General features: G+C 72.3%; 17 protein-coding genes. 9 read left to right on the top strand and 8 right to left on the bottom strand.

Annotated features, from left to right (window positions below; all coding sequences use genetic code 11):
- The first annotated feature begins 291 nt into the window (after positions 1-291).
- A complete protein-coding gene (locus ACIGXX_RS05090; protein WP_351158132.1) occupies positions 292-1344 on the top strand; it encodes a LacI family DNA-binding transcriptional regulator in 1053 nt (350 codons plus the stop codon).
- A 329-nt stretch (positions 1345-1673) separates the two neighbouring features.
- Here the strand turns inward: ACIGXX_RS05090 and ACIGXX_RS05095 are convergent, their stop codons facing one another.
- The gene (locus tag ACIGXX_RS05095; RefSeq protein ID WP_351158133.1) at positions 1674-2162 is read right to left on the bottom strand and encodes an ATP-binding protein; all 489 of its coding nucleotides are present in this window, start codon (positions 2160-2162) and stop codon (positions 1674-1676) included.
- Between the two features lie 8 nt (positions 2163-2170).
- Positions 2171-3034 (bottom strand): MEDS domain-containing protein, encoded by an 864-nt coding sequence (locus ACIGXX_RS05100; protein WP_399972897.1) that lies wholly within the window; start codon positions 3032-3034, stop codon positions 2171-2173.
- 128 nt (positions 3035-3162) lie between these two features.
- On the opposite strand from ACIGXX_RS05100, the gene ACIGXX_RS05105 reads away from it, so the two are divergent.
- A complete protein-coding gene (locus ACIGXX_RS05105; protein ID WP_399972900.1) occupies positions 3163-4071 on the top strand; it encodes an aminoglycoside phosphotransferase family protein in 909 nt (302 codons plus the stop codon).
- Between the two features lie 24 nt (positions 4072-4095).
- Here ACIGXX_RS05105 and ACIGXX_RS05110 read toward each other — a convergent pair whose 3' ends face one another.
- From ACIGXX_RS05110 to ACIGXX_RS05125, 4 genes are all read right to left on the bottom strand, one after another.
- Positions 4096-6066, bottom strand: coding sequence for an ABC transporter permease (locus tag ACIGXX_RS05110; RefSeq protein WP_399972903.1), 1971 nt, complete (start codon positions 6064-6066; stop codon positions 4096-4098).
- Positions 6067-6193: 127 nt separating this feature from the next.
- On the bottom strand, positions 6194-7000 hold the full coding sequence (modA, locus tag ACIGXX_RS05115) for a molybdate ABC transporter substrate-binding protein (RefSeq protein WP_351158140.1): 807 nt from the start codon (positions 6998-7000) through the stop codon (positions 6194-6196).
- A 79-nt stretch (positions 7001-7079) separates the two neighbouring features.
- The gene (locus tag ACIGXX_RS05120; protein ID WP_351158142.1) at positions 7080-7511 is read right to left on the bottom strand and encodes a helix-turn-helix transcriptional regulator; all 432 of its coding nucleotides are present in this window, start codon (positions 7509-7511) and stop codon (positions 7080-7082) included.
- Positions 7512-7598: 87 nt separating this feature from the next.
- Positions 7599-8468 carry an arylamine N-acetyltransferase gene (locus tag ACIGXX_RS05125; RefSeq protein WP_399972906.1) on the bottom strand — a complete coding sequence of 290 codons (870 nt, stop codon included), beginning with the start codon at positions 8466-8468 and terminating at the stop codon, positions 7599-7601.
- 111 nt (positions 8469-8579) lie between these two features.
- Between ACIGXX_RS05125 and ACIGXX_RS05130 the strand changes: the two genes are divergently transcribed.
- The 6 genes from ACIGXX_RS05130 to ACIGXX_RS05155 all read left to right on the top strand — a co-directional run bounded on the left by ACIGXX_RS05130 (position 8580) and on the right by ACIGXX_RS05155 (position 14046).
- Positions 8580-9734 (top strand): epoxide hydrolase family protein, encoded by a 1155-nt coding sequence (locus tag ACIGXX_RS05130; protein ID WP_399972909.1) that lies wholly within the window; start codon positions 8580-8582, stop codon positions 9732-9734.
- Positions 9735-9875: 141 nt separating this feature from the next.
- Entirely contained in the window at positions 9876-11198 is a 1323-nt protein-coding gene (gene fes / locus ACIGXX_RS05135; RefSeq protein ID WP_399972912.1) for an enterochelin esterase, read from the top strand.
- Positions 11199-11316: 118 nt separating this feature from the next.
- Positions 11317-11697 carry a cell division protein SepF gene (locus tag ACIGXX_RS05140; RefSeq protein ID WP_249587197.1) on the top strand — a complete coding sequence of 127 codons (381 nt, stop codon included), beginning with the start codon at positions 11317-11319 and terminating at the stop codon, positions 11695-11697.
- Positions 11698-11867: 170 nt separating this feature from the next.
- Positions 11868-13034, top strand: coding sequence for an ATP-binding protein (locus ACIGXX_RS05145; protein ID WP_351158152.1), 1167 nt, complete (start codon positions 11868-11870; stop codon positions 13032-13034).
- Positions 13031-13354 carry a nucleotide pyrophosphohydrolase gene (locus ACIGXX_RS05150; protein ID WP_351158155.1) on the top strand — a complete coding sequence of 108 codons (324 nt, stop codon included), beginning with the start codon at positions 13031-13033 and terminating at the stop codon, positions 13352-13354. Before ACIGXX_RS05145 ends, ACIGXX_RS05150 begins: the two co-directional genes overlap by 4 nt.
- 209 nt (positions 13355-13563) lie before the next feature.
- Complete coding sequence (locus ACIGXX_RS05155) at positions 13564-14046, top strand: DUF6099 family protein (RefSeq protein ID WP_366464374.1); 483 nt, start codon at positions 13564-13566, stop codon at positions 14044-14046.
- A gap of 65 nt (positions 14047-14111) precedes the next feature.
- Here the strand turns inward: ACIGXX_RS05155 and ACIGXX_RS05160 are convergent, their stop codons facing one another.
- Together ACIGXX_RS05160 and ACIGXX_RS05165 are read right to left on the bottom strand one after the other, a co-directional pair.
- Entirely contained in the window at positions 14112-14357 is a 246-nt protein-coding gene (locus tag ACIGXX_RS05160) for a hypothetical protein (protein WP_351158157.1), read from the bottom strand.
- A 267-nt stretch (positions 14358-14624) separates the two neighbouring features.
- Complete coding sequence (locus ACIGXX_RS05165) at positions 14625-15548, bottom strand: LLM class F420-dependent oxidoreductase (RefSeq protein ID WP_351158160.1); 924 nt, start codon at positions 15546-15548, stop codon at positions 14625-14627.
- A 171-nt stretch (positions 15549-15719) separates the two neighbouring features.
- On the opposite strand from ACIGXX_RS05165, the gene ACIGXX_RS05170 reads away from it, so the two are divergent.
- Positions 15720-16172: a cold shock domain-containing protein gene (locus ACIGXX_RS05170; protein ID WP_351158162.1), complete on the top strand. Its 453-nt coding sequence runs from the start codon at positions 15720-15722 to the stop codon at positions 16170-16172.
- The last annotated feature ends 82 nt before the right edge of the window (positions 16173-16254 follow it).

The raw sequence follows: 16254 nt of genomic DNA on the forward strand, positions 1-16254 counted from the left end.
TTCGGTTTGAGTTCAGAACCTGAACGTTGATCGCTGAGAGAGCGCTCTCTCGCGTTGGATAGTTGTGTCTGCGACAAGGCGCGTCAAGGGGGTGCGCACGATGTCGCACGGACTCGGTGGAGAGAAGTCAACTAGGTGACCGTGTGGGAAAGTTGACGTCAATCGCTCGCGCGTGGGTGATATGTCCGAGGGTGTGACGAGGGCCCAACGACGCGCTGCGCGCGCCCAGGTGACGTCACCTCAGGTGCAGATATCTGAACGCCCAGCCCACGGGGTTGCTATAAAGACCCCGTGACTGCCGACGCCCTGCGCCCCGCCCGCCCGGTGACCCTGGAGGACGTGGCCCGCACGGCGGGGGTGTCGCGCGCCACCGTCTCCCGGGTCGTGAACGGCGCGCCCACCGTCGACCCGGTGCTGCGCCGCAAGGTGGAGGAGGCCGTCGAGGACACCGGCTACGTCCCCAATCAGGCCGCCCGCTCCCTGGTGACCCAACGGACCGACTCCATCGCCCTGGTGGTGTCCGAGCGGGAGCGGCGGCCGGTCGAGGCGCCCTTCGTCGGCCGGATGTTCACCGACCCGCACTTCGGCAGGGTGGTCGGCGGGCTCCTGGACGTGCTGCGCCCCGCCGGGGTCCAGATGGTCCTGATGCTGGTGGACGACGACACCTCGCGCCGGCAGTTCCTGTCGTACCTGCGGCAGGGCCACGTGGACGGCACGGTGCTCGTCTCCTCGCACGCCTCCGATCCGCTGCCCCGGCTGCTCGCGGAGACCGGCCTGCCCGCCGTGCTCGCCGGGCGCCCGGCGGAGACGGTCCCGCTGCCGTACGTGGAGGTGGACCAGCGGGCCGGGGCGCGGATGGCCGTCGACCGCCTGGTCTCCGAGGGGCGCCGCAGGATCGGCACCGTCGCGGGGCCGCAGGACATGCCGGCCGCCCAGGAGCGCCTCGAAGGCTTCCGTGCCGCGCTGGCCGCGCACGGCATCACCGACGCGCCCTGGGCGGAGGCGGACTTCACGCGGGTGGGCGGCGCGGAGGCCACGCGGCGGCTCCTGGACCACCACCCGGACCTGGACGGGGTGTTCGTCGCGTCGGACCTGATGGCGCAGGGCGCCCTGCAGACCCTGCTGCGGGCGGGCAGACGGCTGCCGCAGGACGTGGCGGTGGTCGGCTTCGACGACAGCGAGGCCGCCAGGGCCTGTGAGCCCGCGCTGACCACGGTCAGGCAGCCGGTGGAGGAGATGGCCGCCGAGATGGCCCGGCTGCTGCTGGGGAGGATCAAGCAGCCGGGGGAATCGCCGCTGTCGATGGTGTTCCGGCCGACGCTGGTGGAGCGGGCGTCGGCGTGATCAGGCGGCCGTGCGGCGCATGCGGGTGGCTTCGCGTGTGAACTTGCCGCAATGGTGCGGGAGTTGGCGCGCTTGCGCGGAGCGTCTCCTGCCCCTGCTTGTCGAGATCGGCCTCTCCCGTGCAAGGCCCCCTCATAAGCGACGATCGCCGCCTGAAAGACAGGAACCACCGGACGCCACGGCGTGCGCAGGACGGCGCCCCCTACGGAAGTGGCGCCGCGGTGCTCGTCCTTCCGCTCTGGTCGCTCGCCGGGCTCACGGCCGGAATCGTGGTGCTGCGCCGCCGCGACGCGCGGAGATCCGTCCCGCGCGCGCCTGGGCCGGGTCGCTCAGCACAGCAGCGCCACCAGGGTGACCGTGGTGCCCGTGGCGCAGGCGGCGACCTCGAAGTGGTCGGCCAGCGCGCGGGCCAGCCACAGGCCCCGGCCGCTCTCGGCCTCGTCGCTGTCGGGGAGACCGACTGGCGCCGACGGCTCCGGAGGGGCGAGCCCCGGACCGCTGTCCGCGATCACGCACCGCAACCCGTCGCCCGTGTAGGCGAGATGGATGCGGCCCTTGCCGCCGCCGTGCACGACGGCGTTGCTCGCGACCTCGTGCACGGCGAGCACGAAGTCGCTGAGCCGGGGGTCGCACAGGCCCGCGTCCTCGGAACGCCGGGTCACCTGGAGTCGCAGCCGCGCCAAGTCGGCCATGGTGAAGGGGAGTTCGAGGAGCGTGGCCCTGCCCGGTGCGGGGGCGAGCGTGCTGTTGGGCGGGACCCGGTGCGGGGCCGGGTCGCCGCCGTTGTCGTCGTTGCCGATGCCGCGGTTGAGGATCACTTCGCGGATCACCCTTCGCCCAGGACGAGTTGAGGCACTTCGGCGGCTCCGCAGAGCCGTAACAATTTGTCCTGCTCGGGCCTGCCGCGGACCGCGATGAGGTGGCCGCAGGGGAGCCTGCTCGCGAGCCGCACCAGCGTCGACGCGCCGTGTACGTCCATGAAGCACAGCTCGGACAGGTCGAGCACGAGGGGGCGGTCGGGCCCGGCTAAGGCGTGGGCGAGCGCCGAGTCGAACTCCTCGCGCGTCGCCAGGTCGATGTCCCCGGCGACGCGCAGCTCGGTGCCGTACCGGGTGATGTCCAGGGCGCCGAGGTGCCGCAGGAGCCGTTTGGGGTGCGCGTGCTGGATCCGGCCCAGGACGCCGTCGCTGAACTTGCGCCGGTCGTACTCGCAGACGGCGGTGAACCCGATCTTCGCGAAGAGGGGCGAGAGCCCGGCCTCGTACTCGACCAGGAGGTCCTGGTCCACGCCCGGTTCGGCGGCCCAGCCCATGTCGCCGACCACCCGGATGCCGGAGAAGCCGTCCAGGCGGGCCTTGTCGGTCAACTCCACCCAGGTCTGGGCCCGTTCGACCGGGTCGAAGCCGGTGGCCGGGTCGTATCCGGGGACTTCGTTGACCACGACAAGGCGTCCGTCCATGAGCGCGGGGTCCAAGGGAAAGCCGGTGGAACTCAGCTGCTCGGCCGCGACGTCGGGGGTGGTCGTCCGGTCCGTGAAGAAGACCACTTGCTCGCCGCGCGAAATACCGATGTCGGCGTACGCGGCACGGAGTTCCCAGCGGGTTTCGTCGTCGTCGAATCCGAGGCAGGCATGGTCCCCGGAGTTCATACGGGTGACGGAGACCGTCCTGGTCACAGAACTGGAATCCATGGGGCAGACCTTAGGGTCCGCGCGACGCACCACGGCCGCGGTGATCACTGTTGACTGAAGACGTTCCAAACGCTCGACAACTCGATAATTCGTTGCGGGGCGCGATCGCCGGAGGCGATGATCCACGCATGGTTCCGACTCCTCCTGACGGGCGTGCCGGTATCGACGCCGCCCTGGTGAAACGGTTGGTCGCCGCGCAGTTCCCGCAGTGGAGCGAGCTGCCGGTCAGGCCCGTGGAGGTCGACGGCTGGGACAACCGGACGTACCGCCTGGGCGAGGATCTGACGGCACGGCTGCCCACCGCCGCCGGCTACGTCCCCGCGGTCGCCAAGGAGACCGAGTGGCTGCCCCGGCTCGCGCCGTCCCTGCCGTGCGCCGTCCCGCCGATCCTGGGCCAGGGCGTCCCGGGCGAGGGGTATCCCTTCCCGTGGTCCGTCCGCGGCTGGCTGGACGGTGAGACGGCGGCTCCTGAACGCATCGACGACATGGCCCGGTTCGCGGTCTGTGTGGCCGAGTTCATCCTCGCCCTCCAGCGCTGCGACACCACCGGGGGCCCGCTCGCCGGCGAGCACAGCTGGTACCGAGGGGCGTCTTTGGCGTACTACGACGAGGAGACCCGGCGGTGCCTGGCCGCCCTGGAGGGGCGCGTCGACACGGGCAGGGCCGCGGCCGTCTGGGAGGCCGCACTCGCCGCGCGGTGGCACGGGGTGCCCGTGTGGTTCCACGGCGACATCGCCTCCGGGAACCTGCTGGTCGCCGACGGCAGGCTCACCGCCGTCATCGACTTCGGCACCTCGGGCGTCGGCGACCCGGCCTGCGATCTGGTCATCGCCTGGTGGATGTTCTCCGGCGAGAGCCGCGAGGCGTTCCGGCGCACGGTCGGCCAGGACGCGGGCACCTGGGCGCGCGCCCGCGGCTGGCTGCTGTGGAAGTGCCTGCTGACGCTGAGCGGCTGCGTCGACAGCGACCCGGACAAGGCGGCCGTCGACCGGCGCCTGATCGCCGAGGTCCTGGCCGACCACGAACTCTTCGGCTGACGCGGCGCGTGCGGCCCGCGCGTCTCAGGTGGGCACGACCGTCACCTCGGTCGCCTTCACGCTGGTCCACACCGGCGCCCCGTCGGAGAGGCCGAGTTCGGCGGCGGCCTGCGGGGTGATCTCGGCCACGAGGTCCGGCGCCCGGGACGAGGTGATCAGGAGGCGGAGGCGGCTGCCGCTGGTGGTGATCTCGCGGATGGTGCCGGGCCAGACGTTGCGGGGGCTGCCGGTGGGCCTGTCGCGGTGCACGGAGACCGCCTCCGGGGCGATGATCGCCAGCGCCTCGGTGCCCGGCGGCAGCGGATCGGCGACCACCAGGGTGCCGCCGCCGGGCAGGGCGAGCCCCTCGGGTCCCGCGGTGCCGGGCCAGGCGTTGCGGCCCAGCATCCTGGCCACCCACGGGGAGCGCGGGTGCCGGGTCACCTCGGCGGGCGCCTCGTCCTGGAGGGCGATCCCCTGGTCGAGTACGAGAACCCGGTCGGCAAGGGACACCGCCTCGACGGGGTCGTGCGTGACGATCAGGCAGACGCCGCCGAAGGTGTCCAGGTGCGTACGCAGGGTGTGGCGCACGCGGGCCCGGGTCGTCTGGTCGAGCGCGGCGAGCGGTTCGTCCAGCAGGAGCAGCCGGGGCCGAGCCGCCAACGCCCTTGCCAGTGCCACCCGTTGGGCCTGTCCGCCGGAGACCTGGGCCGGCTTGCGGTGCGCGAGGTGGCCGACGCCGAGCCGGTCGAGCCACTCCTGCGCGCGGCGCCGGGCCTCGGCCCGTGGAACACCCAGCGCGCGCGGCCCGTACGCCGTGTTGGCGAGGGCGCTCATGTGCGGGAACAGGGCGCCGTCCTGCGGGACCCAGGCGACGTGACGGCGGTGCGGCGCGAGTCCGGTGACGTCGGTGTCGCCGAGGCGGAGCTCGGCGTGGGCGCGCGGGGTCAGGCCGAGGAGGGCGCGCAGCAGCGTGGTCTTGCCCGCGCCGTTGGGCCCGACGACGGCGATGGTGGTGCCCGGTCCGGCGTCCAGGGTGAGTCGGTTGAAGCCGGTGACCTCGGCGTGCAGGGACCAGCGCTCCTCGGGCTGTGAGGCGGACGGCGAGGCGGGCGGCGCGGGCTCGGCCTCGGTGGCCTGGGGGAGCGCGGGCGCGGCCGCGTCGTCCGGCAGAGGCTCGGACCGCCCCCCGCGCCGGTCGCCCCGGTCGCCCGGCGTGCCCATCCACCGCCCGCGCAGCGCGACGAGCACCGCCATGGCGATGGCGAGCAGCAGCAGGGACACGGACGTCGCGGCCTCGGGGGAGTCCTGGAGCAGCAGATACACCTGGAGGGGCAGGGTCTGGGTGGTGCCGGGAAGGTTGCCGGCGAAGGTGATGGTCGCGCCGAATTCGCCGAGCGCCCGCGCCCAGGTCAGGGCGGCTCCCGCGATGAGCCCGGGGGCGACCATGGGCAGCGTGACGGTGCGGAACACCCGTACGGGAGAGGCCCCCAGGGACGCCGCCGTCTCCTCGTAACGGGGGCGAAGGCCGCCGAGCGCGCCTTCGAGGCTGATGACGAGGAACGGCATCGCCACGAAGGTCGCCGCGATCACCGCGCCGGACGTCTGGAACGGCAGGGTGATGCCGAACGTGTCCTCCAGCCACGGGCCGAGCAGTCCGCGCCGCCCGAACGCGAGCAGCAGGGCGACGCCGCCCACGGTGGGCGGCAGGACCATCGGGAGCAGGACGAGGGAACGTACGACCGCCTTGCCGGGAAAGTCGACCCGGGCGAGCAGCCAGGCCAGCGGCACCCCGAGCAGCAGGGAAAGCCCCAGCGCCCAGAAGGAGACGACGAGGGACAGCTTCAGCGCCTGCGTGGTCCCTTCGCCGGTCAGATGGGCGCCGAGGTCGCTCCACTCGGTGCGGGCGAGGATTCCGAGCAGCGGCAGCATCAGGAACGCGATGGCGAGCAGCGCGGGGATCGCCAGGGCGATCGGGGTGCGGGGGCCGGTGGTGCGGCCGCGCGGGCGTTTCATCGTGGTCCCTGGGGTGTGCTCGGAGCGGTGTCGCGAGGTGAGGGGGCGTACGGGGCGCTGCGGGGGACGGCCCGGCCCGCGCCCCGACCGGGGAGGCGGTCGGCCCCCTCACCTCGGCGTGCGGGGGCTACGGCTTCTCGAAGCCCGCGTCCTGAAGGATCTTCTGCGCCGCGGGCGTGGAGAGCCACTTCACGAACGCCGACGCGGCGTCCGCGTGCTTCGACGTCTTCAGGGTGGCCGCAGGGTAGTCGGCGATCGCGTTCTGGCCGTCGGGGATCTTGATCGCGTCGACCTTCTTGGGGGCGGTCGCCGCATCGGTCTTGTAGACGAGCCCGGCGTCCGCCTCGCCCAGCTCGACCTTGCTCAGGACCGCGCGGACGTTGGGCTCCTGCGAGACCGGCTTCACGTCGATCTTCTGGTCGTCCAGGATCTGCTGGCTGTAGCGGCCGACCGGCACCTCGGCCGCGGCGAGGACGACCTTCAGCTTGCTGTCGGAGAGGTCCTTCAGCTCGGCGACCTTCTTCGGGTTGCCCTCGCCGACGGCGATGACCAGGCGGTTCTTGGCGATGACGGAGGGGGTCCCGGTGTCGGACCCCAGACCGTCCATGGTCTTGGTGTCGGCGGTGACCAGGGCGTCGGCCGGGGCGCCCTGCTTGACCTGGGCGGCCAGTTCCTGGGACCCGGCGAAGGAGAAGTTGACCTTCGTCCCCGGGTTCTCCTTCTCGTACGCCGCGCCGGCGGTCTCGAAGACGTCGGTGAGCGAGGAGGCGGCGAGCACCGTCAGGTCGGCCTTCGGGGCGGCGGCGCCGGCGGCCTTCTCGCCGCTGTCGTTTGTGTCGTCCTCGTTGCCGCAGGCGGCGAGCGGGACGAGCAGGGCGGCCGTCAGGACGGCGGCGGCGGTGCGGCGCCGGGCGGGGGGGAGAGCGAGGGACATGAGCGTGGAAACTCCTTGGGGGCGAGGCCGGCGGCGCGGTCCGGCCCGTGGTTGCGGACCCTGGGGTGCGGACCAGGGGTCAGGTGCGGTCGATGTGCACGCTGGTGGATTTCACGCGGGCGGTGGCCCGCATGCCGACCTCCAGACCGAGCTCCTCCACGGCCTCCCGGGTCAGGAGCGAGACGAGCCGGTGCGGACCTGCCTGGATCTCGACCTGGGCCGCGACGTCGCCGAGCTTTACGGCGGTGACGATGCCGGGAAAGGCGTTGCGGGCCGAGGTGTAGGGGACGTCGTCCTCGCCGTTGCCCCCTTGTGCCTGCGCCTGCCCCTGCGCCTGCCCCTGGCCCTGTGCGACCTCGACGGAGAACGCGGCGAGATCGCGGCCGTCGATGAGCCGACGGCCGCTCTCGTCCCGGTGGGTCGTGACCCGTCCGGCGTCCGCCCAGCGGCGGGCGGTGTCGGGGCTGACGCCGAGCAGACGCGCTGCCTGTCCGATCGTGTAGGACTGCATGCGCGACACGATAAGCCGCCTCACCTGGCATCTACAACACTTTCAGGTGATTGCCCATGGCAGATGCCACCCCCCTTGGAGGAAGCGTCAAGAGGCGGTGGCGCCGCCCGGAGAGTCCGGGGCGTCCGGGGCGTCCGGGGAGTCCGGGGCGTCCGGGGAGTCCGGGGAGTCCGAAGACACGGTCTTCTTCACGTGCGGCACCTGCGCCAGCGTGATGCCGAAGTGCTTGTCGTACGCCTCCAGCACGTCGGCGTCCGTGGTCAGTTCGACGGCGTGGCGCTCACCGGCCTCCGTCGTGGTGAGGGTGCGGCCGCTGAGGGTGATCCGGCCGGTCCCGGTGAGCAGCGAGCAGACCAAGGACCGCGTGAAGTGGGACCGGGGCGAGGTGCGGTGCCACCAGGCGCCGGACGTGAAGTCGGCCAGGGCGCGCGGGCGCCGGTCGACCACGTACTGCGCCTTGCCGTCCCTGCTGACGTCCAGATCGCCTTCGGCGGTCTCGGCGATGCGGAAGGTGCCGCCGGGGTCCGACTGGTCGCCGCGTTCGCCGAAGGCCAGCGGGAAGTGGCTGTGGGTGCCGAAGCCGACGTCTGCGAGCCAGTCGCCCCCGTCGGCGGTGAGCACGCGCAACGCCAGGTGGTCGTAGGGGATTCCGGGCTGCCCGGAGGCGTCGTACACCCGGGCCTGCAACAGGGTGACCTCGTAGCCGACGGCGGTGAGCAGCGCGGCGAAGGCGCCGTTGAGTTCGTAGCAGAAGCCGCCCCGGTGGGCGCCGACGACCTTGGCGACCAGGGAGCCCGCGGTGAGTTCGATGTCCTCGTCGAGGTGGACGGAGAGGTTCTCGAACGGGACGGCGCGCAGGTGCGCCAGGTGCAGGTCGTGCAGCGCCCGCGTGGTGGGGGCGGCGGGGCGCTCGGCGCCGATGCGGCGCAGGTAGGCATCCGTCTGATCAAAATCCATGGGCAGATTCTTGCGCGTCGCGCATCATGGGCCTGCCTGCTGCCTGCCTGCCCGCCGCGTCGCTGCCGACCGGGAGCCGTGGCGGCCCCTGCCTCCCGCACCGAAGGAACCATGACCGCCGACCCCGCTCCCTTCCGGACCTCCGTCTCCGACGACGTCCTGAACGACCTGCGTACGCGCCTGAAGCGCACCCTCTTCACCCAGCCCTCCGACTCCACGTACTGGGCGGCGGGCGTCGACCCCGCCTATCTGCGCGACCTCGTCGCCTACTGGGCCGACGCGTTCGACTGGCGCGCGGCCGAAGCCGCGCTCAACGCCTTTCCCCAGTACGTCGCCGAAGTCGCCGGACGGCGCGTGCACTTCGTGCATCTGCGGGGCCGCCGCCCCGAAGGCGCCCCCGCGCCGCTTCCGCTGGTCCTGAGTCACGGCTGGCCGAGCAGCTTCGTGGAGATGCTGCGGGTCGCGGGGCGTCTGGCCGACCCTGCCGCGCACGGCGGCGACCCGGCCGACGCCTTCGACGTGGTCATCCCCTCGCTGCCCGGGTTCCTCCACTCCGAACTGCCGCGCGAGCCCTTCACGCGCAGGGGCGTCGCCGAGATCTGGCACGAGCTGATGACCGAGACCCTGGGCTACGAACGCTTCGGGGCCTTCGGCGGTGACATCGGCGGCGGTGTGACGCAGTGGCTCGGCGCCCTCTACCCGCGCGAGGTGGCCGGGGTGCACGTGACCTCCGCGGTGATCACGGAACAGTTCACGGAGGAGCCGCCGACCGCGCAGGAGCAGTCGTACCTCGACGCGCTTGCCGCCTACGACGCGGGCGACCAGGGCTACAGCGAGATCATGTGCACCCGCCCCGACACGATCGCCGCGGCCCTGGCGGACTCACCTGCCGGGCTCGTGGCCTGGATCGCCGACAAGTACCGCGACTGGAGCGACTGCGGCGGCGACCTGGAGGCCCGCTGGGACAAGGACACCCTGCTCACCGTCGCGACCCTGTACTGGGCCACCGGCAGCATCGGCTCGTCCTTCAGGCAGTACTACGACTACCCCCGGAACAGGCCGGTGCCGCCCATCACCGTCCCCGGAGCCATCACCTTGAGCCATGAACCGGCGTTCGCGGGCTACCCCAGGAGCCTGGCCGAGCGCGCCTTCACCGACCTGCGCCACTGGAGCACGCCGCAGCGGGGCGGGCACTTCATGGCGCACGAGGAGCCGGAACAGGTGGCTCAGGAGCTGCGGACGTTCTTCCGGCCGCTGAGGGGCTGATCCTGGCGCCTGCCTTCACTGCCTTCACCGCCTCCGCGCTGCCTCCACGTCTCGCGCTCGCTTAGGTTAGGCTAAGCTAAGTTGATATTGGCGTGCTGGACCAGGAAGGCGGGGAACGATGCGGGTCCTCTTCGTGTGCGGATGAGTGTGACGACGGGGGTGCTCGCGTCCGACGCGGCGCCCCGCAGGCTCCCGGGCGCCGCGCCCTGCGTCGAACGCGTCGCGGCTCGCGTGGCCGGTGCCGCAGATGCCGCCGGTGTCGCCGATGCCTCTGCGGCCTCCGGAGGCTTCGAAGCCTCCCCAGCCTCCGCCGCCTCCGAAGCCTTCGAAGCCGAACGAAACGCCATCCTGGAGGAGTTCTGGGCGGACGCCGCGCGCCGCGGCACCCCCCTGATCGAGGCCGTCGAGGGCGACCCGGACCACTGCGCCGCGACGTTCCTGTGGCGCGGCCACCGCGCCACCCGGCAGGTCCTGCTGCTCGCCGAGGGCATCGCGGACCGTGCCGACCTCGCCGCGTCCCTGCTGAGCCCGCTGCCCGGCACGGACATCTGGCACCTCACCTACCGGCTGCGCGCCGACCACCGCGGCTCGTACCGCATGGCCGCCGACATTTCGCCCGGCGAACCGCCCGCGGCCGCCGCGCCGCTCCAGCAACGCCTGCTCTCGCTGTCCGCGCACGCCGCGCCCGACCCGCTCAACCCCCACAAGATGCAGGGACGTTGGACGGACCGCGCCACCTCCGTCTTCGAGCTCCCGCGGGCGCCCGCGCGGGCGTGGACCGAGTGGACCGAGCCCCGTCCCGGAGTGCCCCGGGGAAGGGTCGAGAGGCACCGGCTGCCCGCGGGGGCGCTCGGCGCGGAGCGGGACGTGTGGGCCTACCTCCCGCCGGGCGGCCACGCGGCCGAACTGCCGGTGCTCGTGCTGTGCGACGGCGACATGTGGTTCGGGCGGCTCGCCTTCCAGGACACACTGGACGCCCTCATCGCCGACGGAGCCCTGCCGCCGCTCGCCGTCCTCGCCCCGGACGCCGTCGACCGGGACACGCGCCGCCGTGAGCTGGACGCGCACGAGCGCCATGTGGGTTTCCTCGCCGACGAACTTCTGCCGTGGGCGGCGGGCCGCTGGCCCCTCACCACCGACCCCGCGCGCACGCTCGTCTCCGGCCAGGGCCTGGCCGGACTGACCTCCCTGTACGCGGGATTCCTGCGGCCGGAGCGGTTCGGCAACGTCCTGTCCCAGTCCGCGCCCGTCGCACGCCTGGACATCGACGCGTCCCGGCCCGTCACCGTGCGCCTGGAGGTCGGACTGCGCGAGGAAGAAATTCTTGATCACCATCGCGATCTGTACGAGAACCTGCGATCGCGCGGCTGTCCGGTGACCCTGGGTGAGTACAACGGCGGTCATGACTGGGCCTGTTGGCGCGGCTGCCTGGCCGAAGGGCTTGTGGGACTCCTGGGACACTGACCCGCCGGCCCTGGCACACTGGTCGGCCCGCCCCGTGTCGCTGTTGGGCCGAACGGGTGAGGTCGCGTAAGAATGAGCCAGTGCAGATATCGAGTGCGAGCCAGGACGGGGTGGAGCGTTGAACAGCCACGACGTCACCGATGAACAGTGGGAAGGGCTCGCCCAGGTCGTACCACTGCGCAGCCGCAACGAATGGCCGTCCTGGCCCGGACACCGCGCGATGCCCGACGCGGAGACCGAGGCGCGGCGGCGTTTTGTGGTGATGCGGGTGAACATTTTCGCCGACGCCCGCGAGGTCGCGGAGACCGTGATGGCGCAGATCCCGGTGCTGCTCGACCTGACCGGGGCCGAGACGGAAGTCGCCAAGCGCGTCCTGGACTTCAGCAGCGGCGTGGTCCTCGGCCTCGGCTGCGGGATGCACCGCGTCGACAAGAACGTCTTCCTGCTCGCGCCTCCCGGCACCGAGGTGCAGGGGCTCGTCGAGGCGGCGCAGTCGTAGCGGAACCGTCGTAGCGGAACAGCTGGGGTGGAAACCGCGGCAGGGGTACGGGCCCGGCGCGTAGCCGCCCGCGGGCGGCGCCGGAGCGGCTCCGCCGGGAATCCCTCATTCGTAGGAAGGTCACTTGGGCGGAACGGTTCACCGGTTCCGTCGGCGCCTACCTTCCGGACATGTCTGAGCACCTTCCGGAGACGGTCGCCGAGCCGCCGTCGGGTCCGGACCGGAGCCGCGTCACCGAACTGCGGCTCTCGGCCTACGCCTCGCACCGGGGCGCCGTCTTCCCGCTCGGCCCGCTGACCCTCGTCGCGGGCCCGAGCGGGAGCGGCAAGTCCACCGCGCTCGCCGCGTACGAGGCGCTGGCGCGGCTCGGTGCGGGCGAGGAACTTGTCGACGTCTTCGCCGATCCCGTGGCCTGCGTGCCCGATCGCGCGCGGGGCGACGGCCAGCAGCGGCGCGGATTCCGGATCGGCTGCACGGTCGACGGCCCCGTCGGAGCGGTGCGGCTCGACGTCGCCGTACAGGCCGAGCCCGAACTGCGCGTCGTGGGCGAGCGGCTGACCCGGGGCGGGCTCACCCTCCTCGAGACGGCGCTGCGTGATCCTGGGCGGCGCGCGGTGCAGGCGGCCTGGCACACGGCGGGCGCGACGCCGGTGACCCGCGGCCCCCTGCCGGACGACCGGCTCGGCACGGCGCTGCTCCCGCTGCGGGTCGCGGGCAAGACCGAGGGACAACGCCTGGTGCTCGCGGCGACCGAGCAGGTGGTGGTCGCGCTGCGCTCGGTGTTCCCGTGCGCTCCCCGGCCCGGCCTCATGCGGCTGCCCGTGCCCCCTGGACTGATCGGCGCGGGGCGCCTGTTGAGCGGCTGCGACAACCTCGCCGAGGTCCTTCTCCGTACGAAGCAGGAGTGCGGCAACCGTCATGCGCGGCTGGTGGCGGCGGTGCGGGAGGGGTGCGCGGGGCCGGTCGCCGACGTGTTCGCGGAGGTGGCCGACGACGGTTCGGTCCACGCGCTCATCGACCGGGGCGGCGGGATCAGGTCACCGGTCGGGCGGCTCGGGGACGGCGAGTTGAGATACCTGGCGCTCGCCCTGGTGCTGCTCACCGGGCCCGGAGTGCTCGAGGTGGACCCGGTGGCCGAGGTGCCGTCGGCGTACCAGAACCTCACCGTGCTCGCCGACGGCCTCGACCACTTCCTGGACCGGCGGCAGAAGCGCGCACTGGCCGAACTGGCGGCGCGCACCTGCGAGCGCGGGCACATCCGTCTGGTCGGGACGGTCAGCGACGCGTCGTGGGCCGCCGAAGTGGGCGGGGCCGCGGTGGTAGACCTGGAGCCGTGACTGAACTTGATGTAGCGGGACTGCAGCAGCGGCTGGCCGACTTCGCGGCGAAGCGGGACTGGGAGCAGTACCACACGCCCAAGAACCTGGCCGCGGCGCTCAGCGTGGAGGCCTCCGAACTGGTCGAGATCTTCCAGTGGTTGACGCCCGACGAATCGGCACGGGTGATGGACGACCCGGACTCGGCGCACCGGGTGGCGGACGAGGTCGCCGACGTGCTCGCCTATCTGCTCCAGTTCTGCGAGGTGTTGGGCATCGACGCCCTCGCGGCGCTCGCCGCGAAGATCGACCGGAACGAGCGGCGCTTTCCGGCGACGTGAGGTCGGGGCCTGTTTCGGGGACGCTCCGAGGACATCCGGCCCGAAGATCCGTCACTCTCCGGAGTGGACGTGTTGTCCACAGTCGATAACTTGTCCACAGATTTCCGGGTTGCTCTGGCTTTTCGCTCCGCTGGCACTCACTGTGGGTAGTGGACAAGGGAGTTCGGGCGAACGTGCGGCGGCTGCGCGCGGGATGGGTGGGGGTGCGCATGGAGGCGATGCGGCTCATCGAAGCGAGCAGGCACGCTCTGGCGCGGAGCCAGGAACCGTCGGACATCCTGGCCGAGGTGTGGCAGTCCCAGGCCCTCGCGCAGGTGATCGGCAGTCGGCTCGCGATAGCGGGGCCACCGGAGCTGCGGGGCGAGGCGCTCGGCCTGAGCGAAGTCGGCGGCAGGGGCTGCGGGGTCCTCGACACCCTGGGGCTGGGGAAGGAGGACGTGCGGGCGGCGCGCCTGACGGACATCGGCCAGGCGTACGAGGTGTTGCGGGGCCTCGACGAACTGCTCGGCGAGGTGGGCATCGCGCTCGTCGGCGTGGCCATGGGCGCGGACGACGAGGGGGTGTACTGGCAGTGCATGGAGGGGATCGACGCCGCCGACGAGTCGAGGGACCGGGTGCTCGAGATGCTGCGCAGGCTCGCGGTGCGCGAACAGAGCCTGCCCGAGCCCGACTCGGCGGCGGGGTCGCCATGATCCGGCGCTGTGCCGGGAGCCGCGGACGGCTGAGTGACACAGGCGCCCGGGGAGTGCCGGTGCCGTCAGGAGCGGGCGGACTCGTCGCCCACGGGCGGACGAGGGGCGGGGGGCGCGGTGTCGCCGGCCGGCGTGGGCTGCTGCGGATCGCCGGTCGCCGTGGGCTGCTGAAGATCCGCGTCGAGCTGCGTCAGATCCGCGTTGAGCGCGGCCATCAGCTCCTCCATCTGCTGGAGCAGGCTGGGTGGTCCCTGCTCGGGCACGGACGTTTCGCGCTCGGCCTCCTGATCGGGTACGGCTTCGTGGGACATGACGGCCTCCTCGGCCCTCGCCCTCCCGGTGGTGGAGGGCAGCTGATGCAAGCGACGCACCAGCAGCGGCCGCCGGTGCGAGGGCCGGGCGGTCCGGCTCCGCCCGAGCCAACGATCACCGGCGGCGGCGGGTCACTGGGGCGGGGCCACACCGGATGCCGGGTTGACGGAATTTCACCCGGCCGGGGCCGCGCAGGACCGGCGCGGCCGGCGGAGTTGACGGGAGTGCGCTGGAGGTCGACTCCACCGGGGCCGGTCGCGTCGCGGTCAGGTCAGCTGCGGCATGACCTGCGAGGAGATCAGCTCCAGGTGGTCCAGGTCGTCCAGGTCGAGGATCTGGAGATACATGCGCTGCGAGCCGACGGCCTGGTAGGCGGCGATCTTCTCGACGACCTCCGCGGGAGAACCGGCGAGCCCGTTCGCCTTCAGGTCCTCCACCTCGCGCCCGATCGCGTCGGCGCGGCGCTTCACCTCCGCGTCCGTCTTGCCGACGCAGGCCACCAGGGCGTTGGAGTAGGTGAGGTCATCGGCCTTGCGGCCGATCTCCTCCGCGGCGGCGCGCACGCGCTTGAACTGCTGCTCGGTATCGGGGAGAGAGGCAAAGGGAATGTTGAACTCGCCGGCGTAGCGGGCCGCGAGGGCGGGTGTCCGCTTGGCGCCGTGTCCGCCGATGAGGACGGGCACCTTGGGCTGCGCGGGCTTGGGAAGGGCGGGGGAATCGGAGAGCTGGTAGTAGGTGCCGTCGAAGGTGAAGGTCTTGCCGACCGGGGTCTCCCACAGGCCCGTGACAATGGCGAGTTGCTCCTCCAGGCGCCCGAACTTCTCCTTCGGGAAGGGGATTCCGTACGCGGAGTGCTCCGCCTCGTACCACCCCGAGCCGAGGCCGAGCTCGATGCGGCCGCCCGACATCTGGTCGACCTGCGCGACCTGGATCGCCAGGACGCCGGGCAGCCGGAAGGTGCCCGCGGTCATCAGGGTGCCGAGCCTGATCCGCTGGGTCTCACGGGCCAGTCCGGCGAGGGTGATCCAGGCGTCCGTGGGACCGGGCAGGCCGTCGGAGGAGCCCATCACGAGGTAGTGGTCGGAGCGGAAGAAGGCGCTGTAGCCGAGGTCCTCGGTGGCCTTGGCGACGCGCAGGAGCGTCTCGTAGGTCGCACCCTGCTGCGGTTCGGTGAAGATTCGAAGGTCCATGCAGCTATCTTGCCCGGCTGCCGGAGCCAGGTTCAGTCCCGCACGAGCCGTGTTGCCACCGCCCGCCCGAGGGGCGCGCTGGGCCGGTCCGGCGCCCGGGTGCGGAGGTTAGGCTTCGGCACTGGCTGTCCGGGCGAGGGGTCCGGAGATGGTGTTGAGGTTGAGGTCGAGATGGTCGCTGGCAGGGTTGTCCGGTTCGACGGCGCGCGGGGATATGGGTTCATCGCCCCGGAGCACGGCGGGGAAGACGTGTTCCTGCACGCCAACGATCTGCTGATTCCGGAGCCTTTGGTGTACACGGGGGCGCAGGTCGAGTTCGAGATCGAGGAGGGCGAGCGCGGGCCCAAGGCGTCGTCCGTCCGCCTCCCCAAGGGGGCGCAGGCAGTGACGGGGGCGCCGTTCGCGGTCCGCGCCCAGGTGCCTCCGTCGATTCAGGCGGCCGCCGCGGCGGGGTTCGACGACGGTGAGGAGCCCACCTGCGATGTGCTCAGCGTCGCGGAGTACTCGTTCGAGCTGACCGAGCTGTTGCTGAGCACGGCTCCGTGGATGACCGGCGAGCAGATCAAGCAGCTGCGCGAACAACTGGTGCAGCACGGCAAGAGCCACGGCTGGGTCGAGGGCTGAGGGCCGGGGGAGAAGGGCCGGGGGAGGAGGGCCGAGGGGGAGCCAGCGGGGATCGAAGGGGGAGCGAAAAACCCCTGAGGGT

The organism is Streptomyces sp. NPDC055243 (assembly GCF_044544025.1).
Lineage (GTDB): Bacteria > Actinomycetota > Actinomycetes > Streptomycetales > Streptomycetaceae > Streptomyces.

Excerpts from the sequence above, each read along its gene's own strand:
- ACIGXX_RS05130 (WP_399972909.1), top strand. The coding sequence starts at position 8,580 with ATGACCGCCGACCCCGCTCCCTTCCGGACCTCCGTCTCCGACGACGTC.
- ACIGXX_RS05125 (WP_399972906.1), bottom strand. The coding sequence starts at position 8,468 with ATGGATTTTGATCAGACGGATGCCTACCTGCGCCGCATCGGCGCCGAG.
- ACIGXX_RS05105 (WP_399972900.1), top strand. The coding sequence starts at position 3,163 with ATGGTTCCGACTCCTCCTGACGGGCGTGCCGGTATCGACGCCGCCCTG.
- ACIGXX_RS05155 (WP_366464374.1), top strand. The coding sequence starts at position 13,564 with ATGGAGGCGATGCGGCTCATCGAAGCGAGCAGGCACGCTCTGGCGCGG.
- ACIGXX_RS05160 (WP_351158157.1), bottom strand. The coding sequence starts at position 14,357 with ATGTCCCACGAAGCCGTACCCGATCAGGAGGCCGAGCGCGAAACGTCC.
- ACIGXX_RS05170 (WP_351158162.1), top strand. The coding sequence starts at position 15,720 with ATGGTCGCTGGCAGGGTTGTCCGGTTCGACGGCGCGCGGGGATATGGG.
- ACIGXX_RS05165 (WP_351158160.1), bottom strand. The coding sequence starts at position 15,548 with ATGGACCTTCGAATCTTCACCGAACCGCAGCAGGGTGCGACCTACGAG.
- ACIGXX_RS05110 (WP_399972903.1), bottom strand. The coding sequence starts at position 6,066 with ATGAAACGCCCGCGCGGCCGCACCACCGGCCCCCGCACCCCGATCGCC.
- ACIGXX_RS05100 (WP_399972897.1), bottom strand. The coding sequence starts at position 3,034 with ATGGATTCCAGTTCTGTGACCAGGACGGTCTCCGTCACCCGTATGAAC.
- ACIGXX_RS05120 (WP_351158142.1), bottom strand. The coding sequence starts at position 7,511 with ATGCAGTCCTACACGATCGGACAGGCAGCGCGTCTGCTCGGCGTCAGC.
- modA (WP_351158140.1), bottom strand. The coding sequence starts at position 7,000 with ATGTCCCTCGCTCTCCCCCCCGCCCGGCGCCGCACCGCCGCCGCCGTC.
- fes (WP_399972912.1), top strand. The coding sequence starts at position 9,876 with ATGAGTGTGACGACGGGGGTGCTCGCGTCCGACGCGGCGCCCCGCAGG.
- ACIGXX_RS05145 (WP_351158152.1), top strand. The coding sequence starts at position 11,868 with ATGTCTGAGCACCTTCCGGAGACGGTCGCCGAGCCGCCGTCGGGTCCG.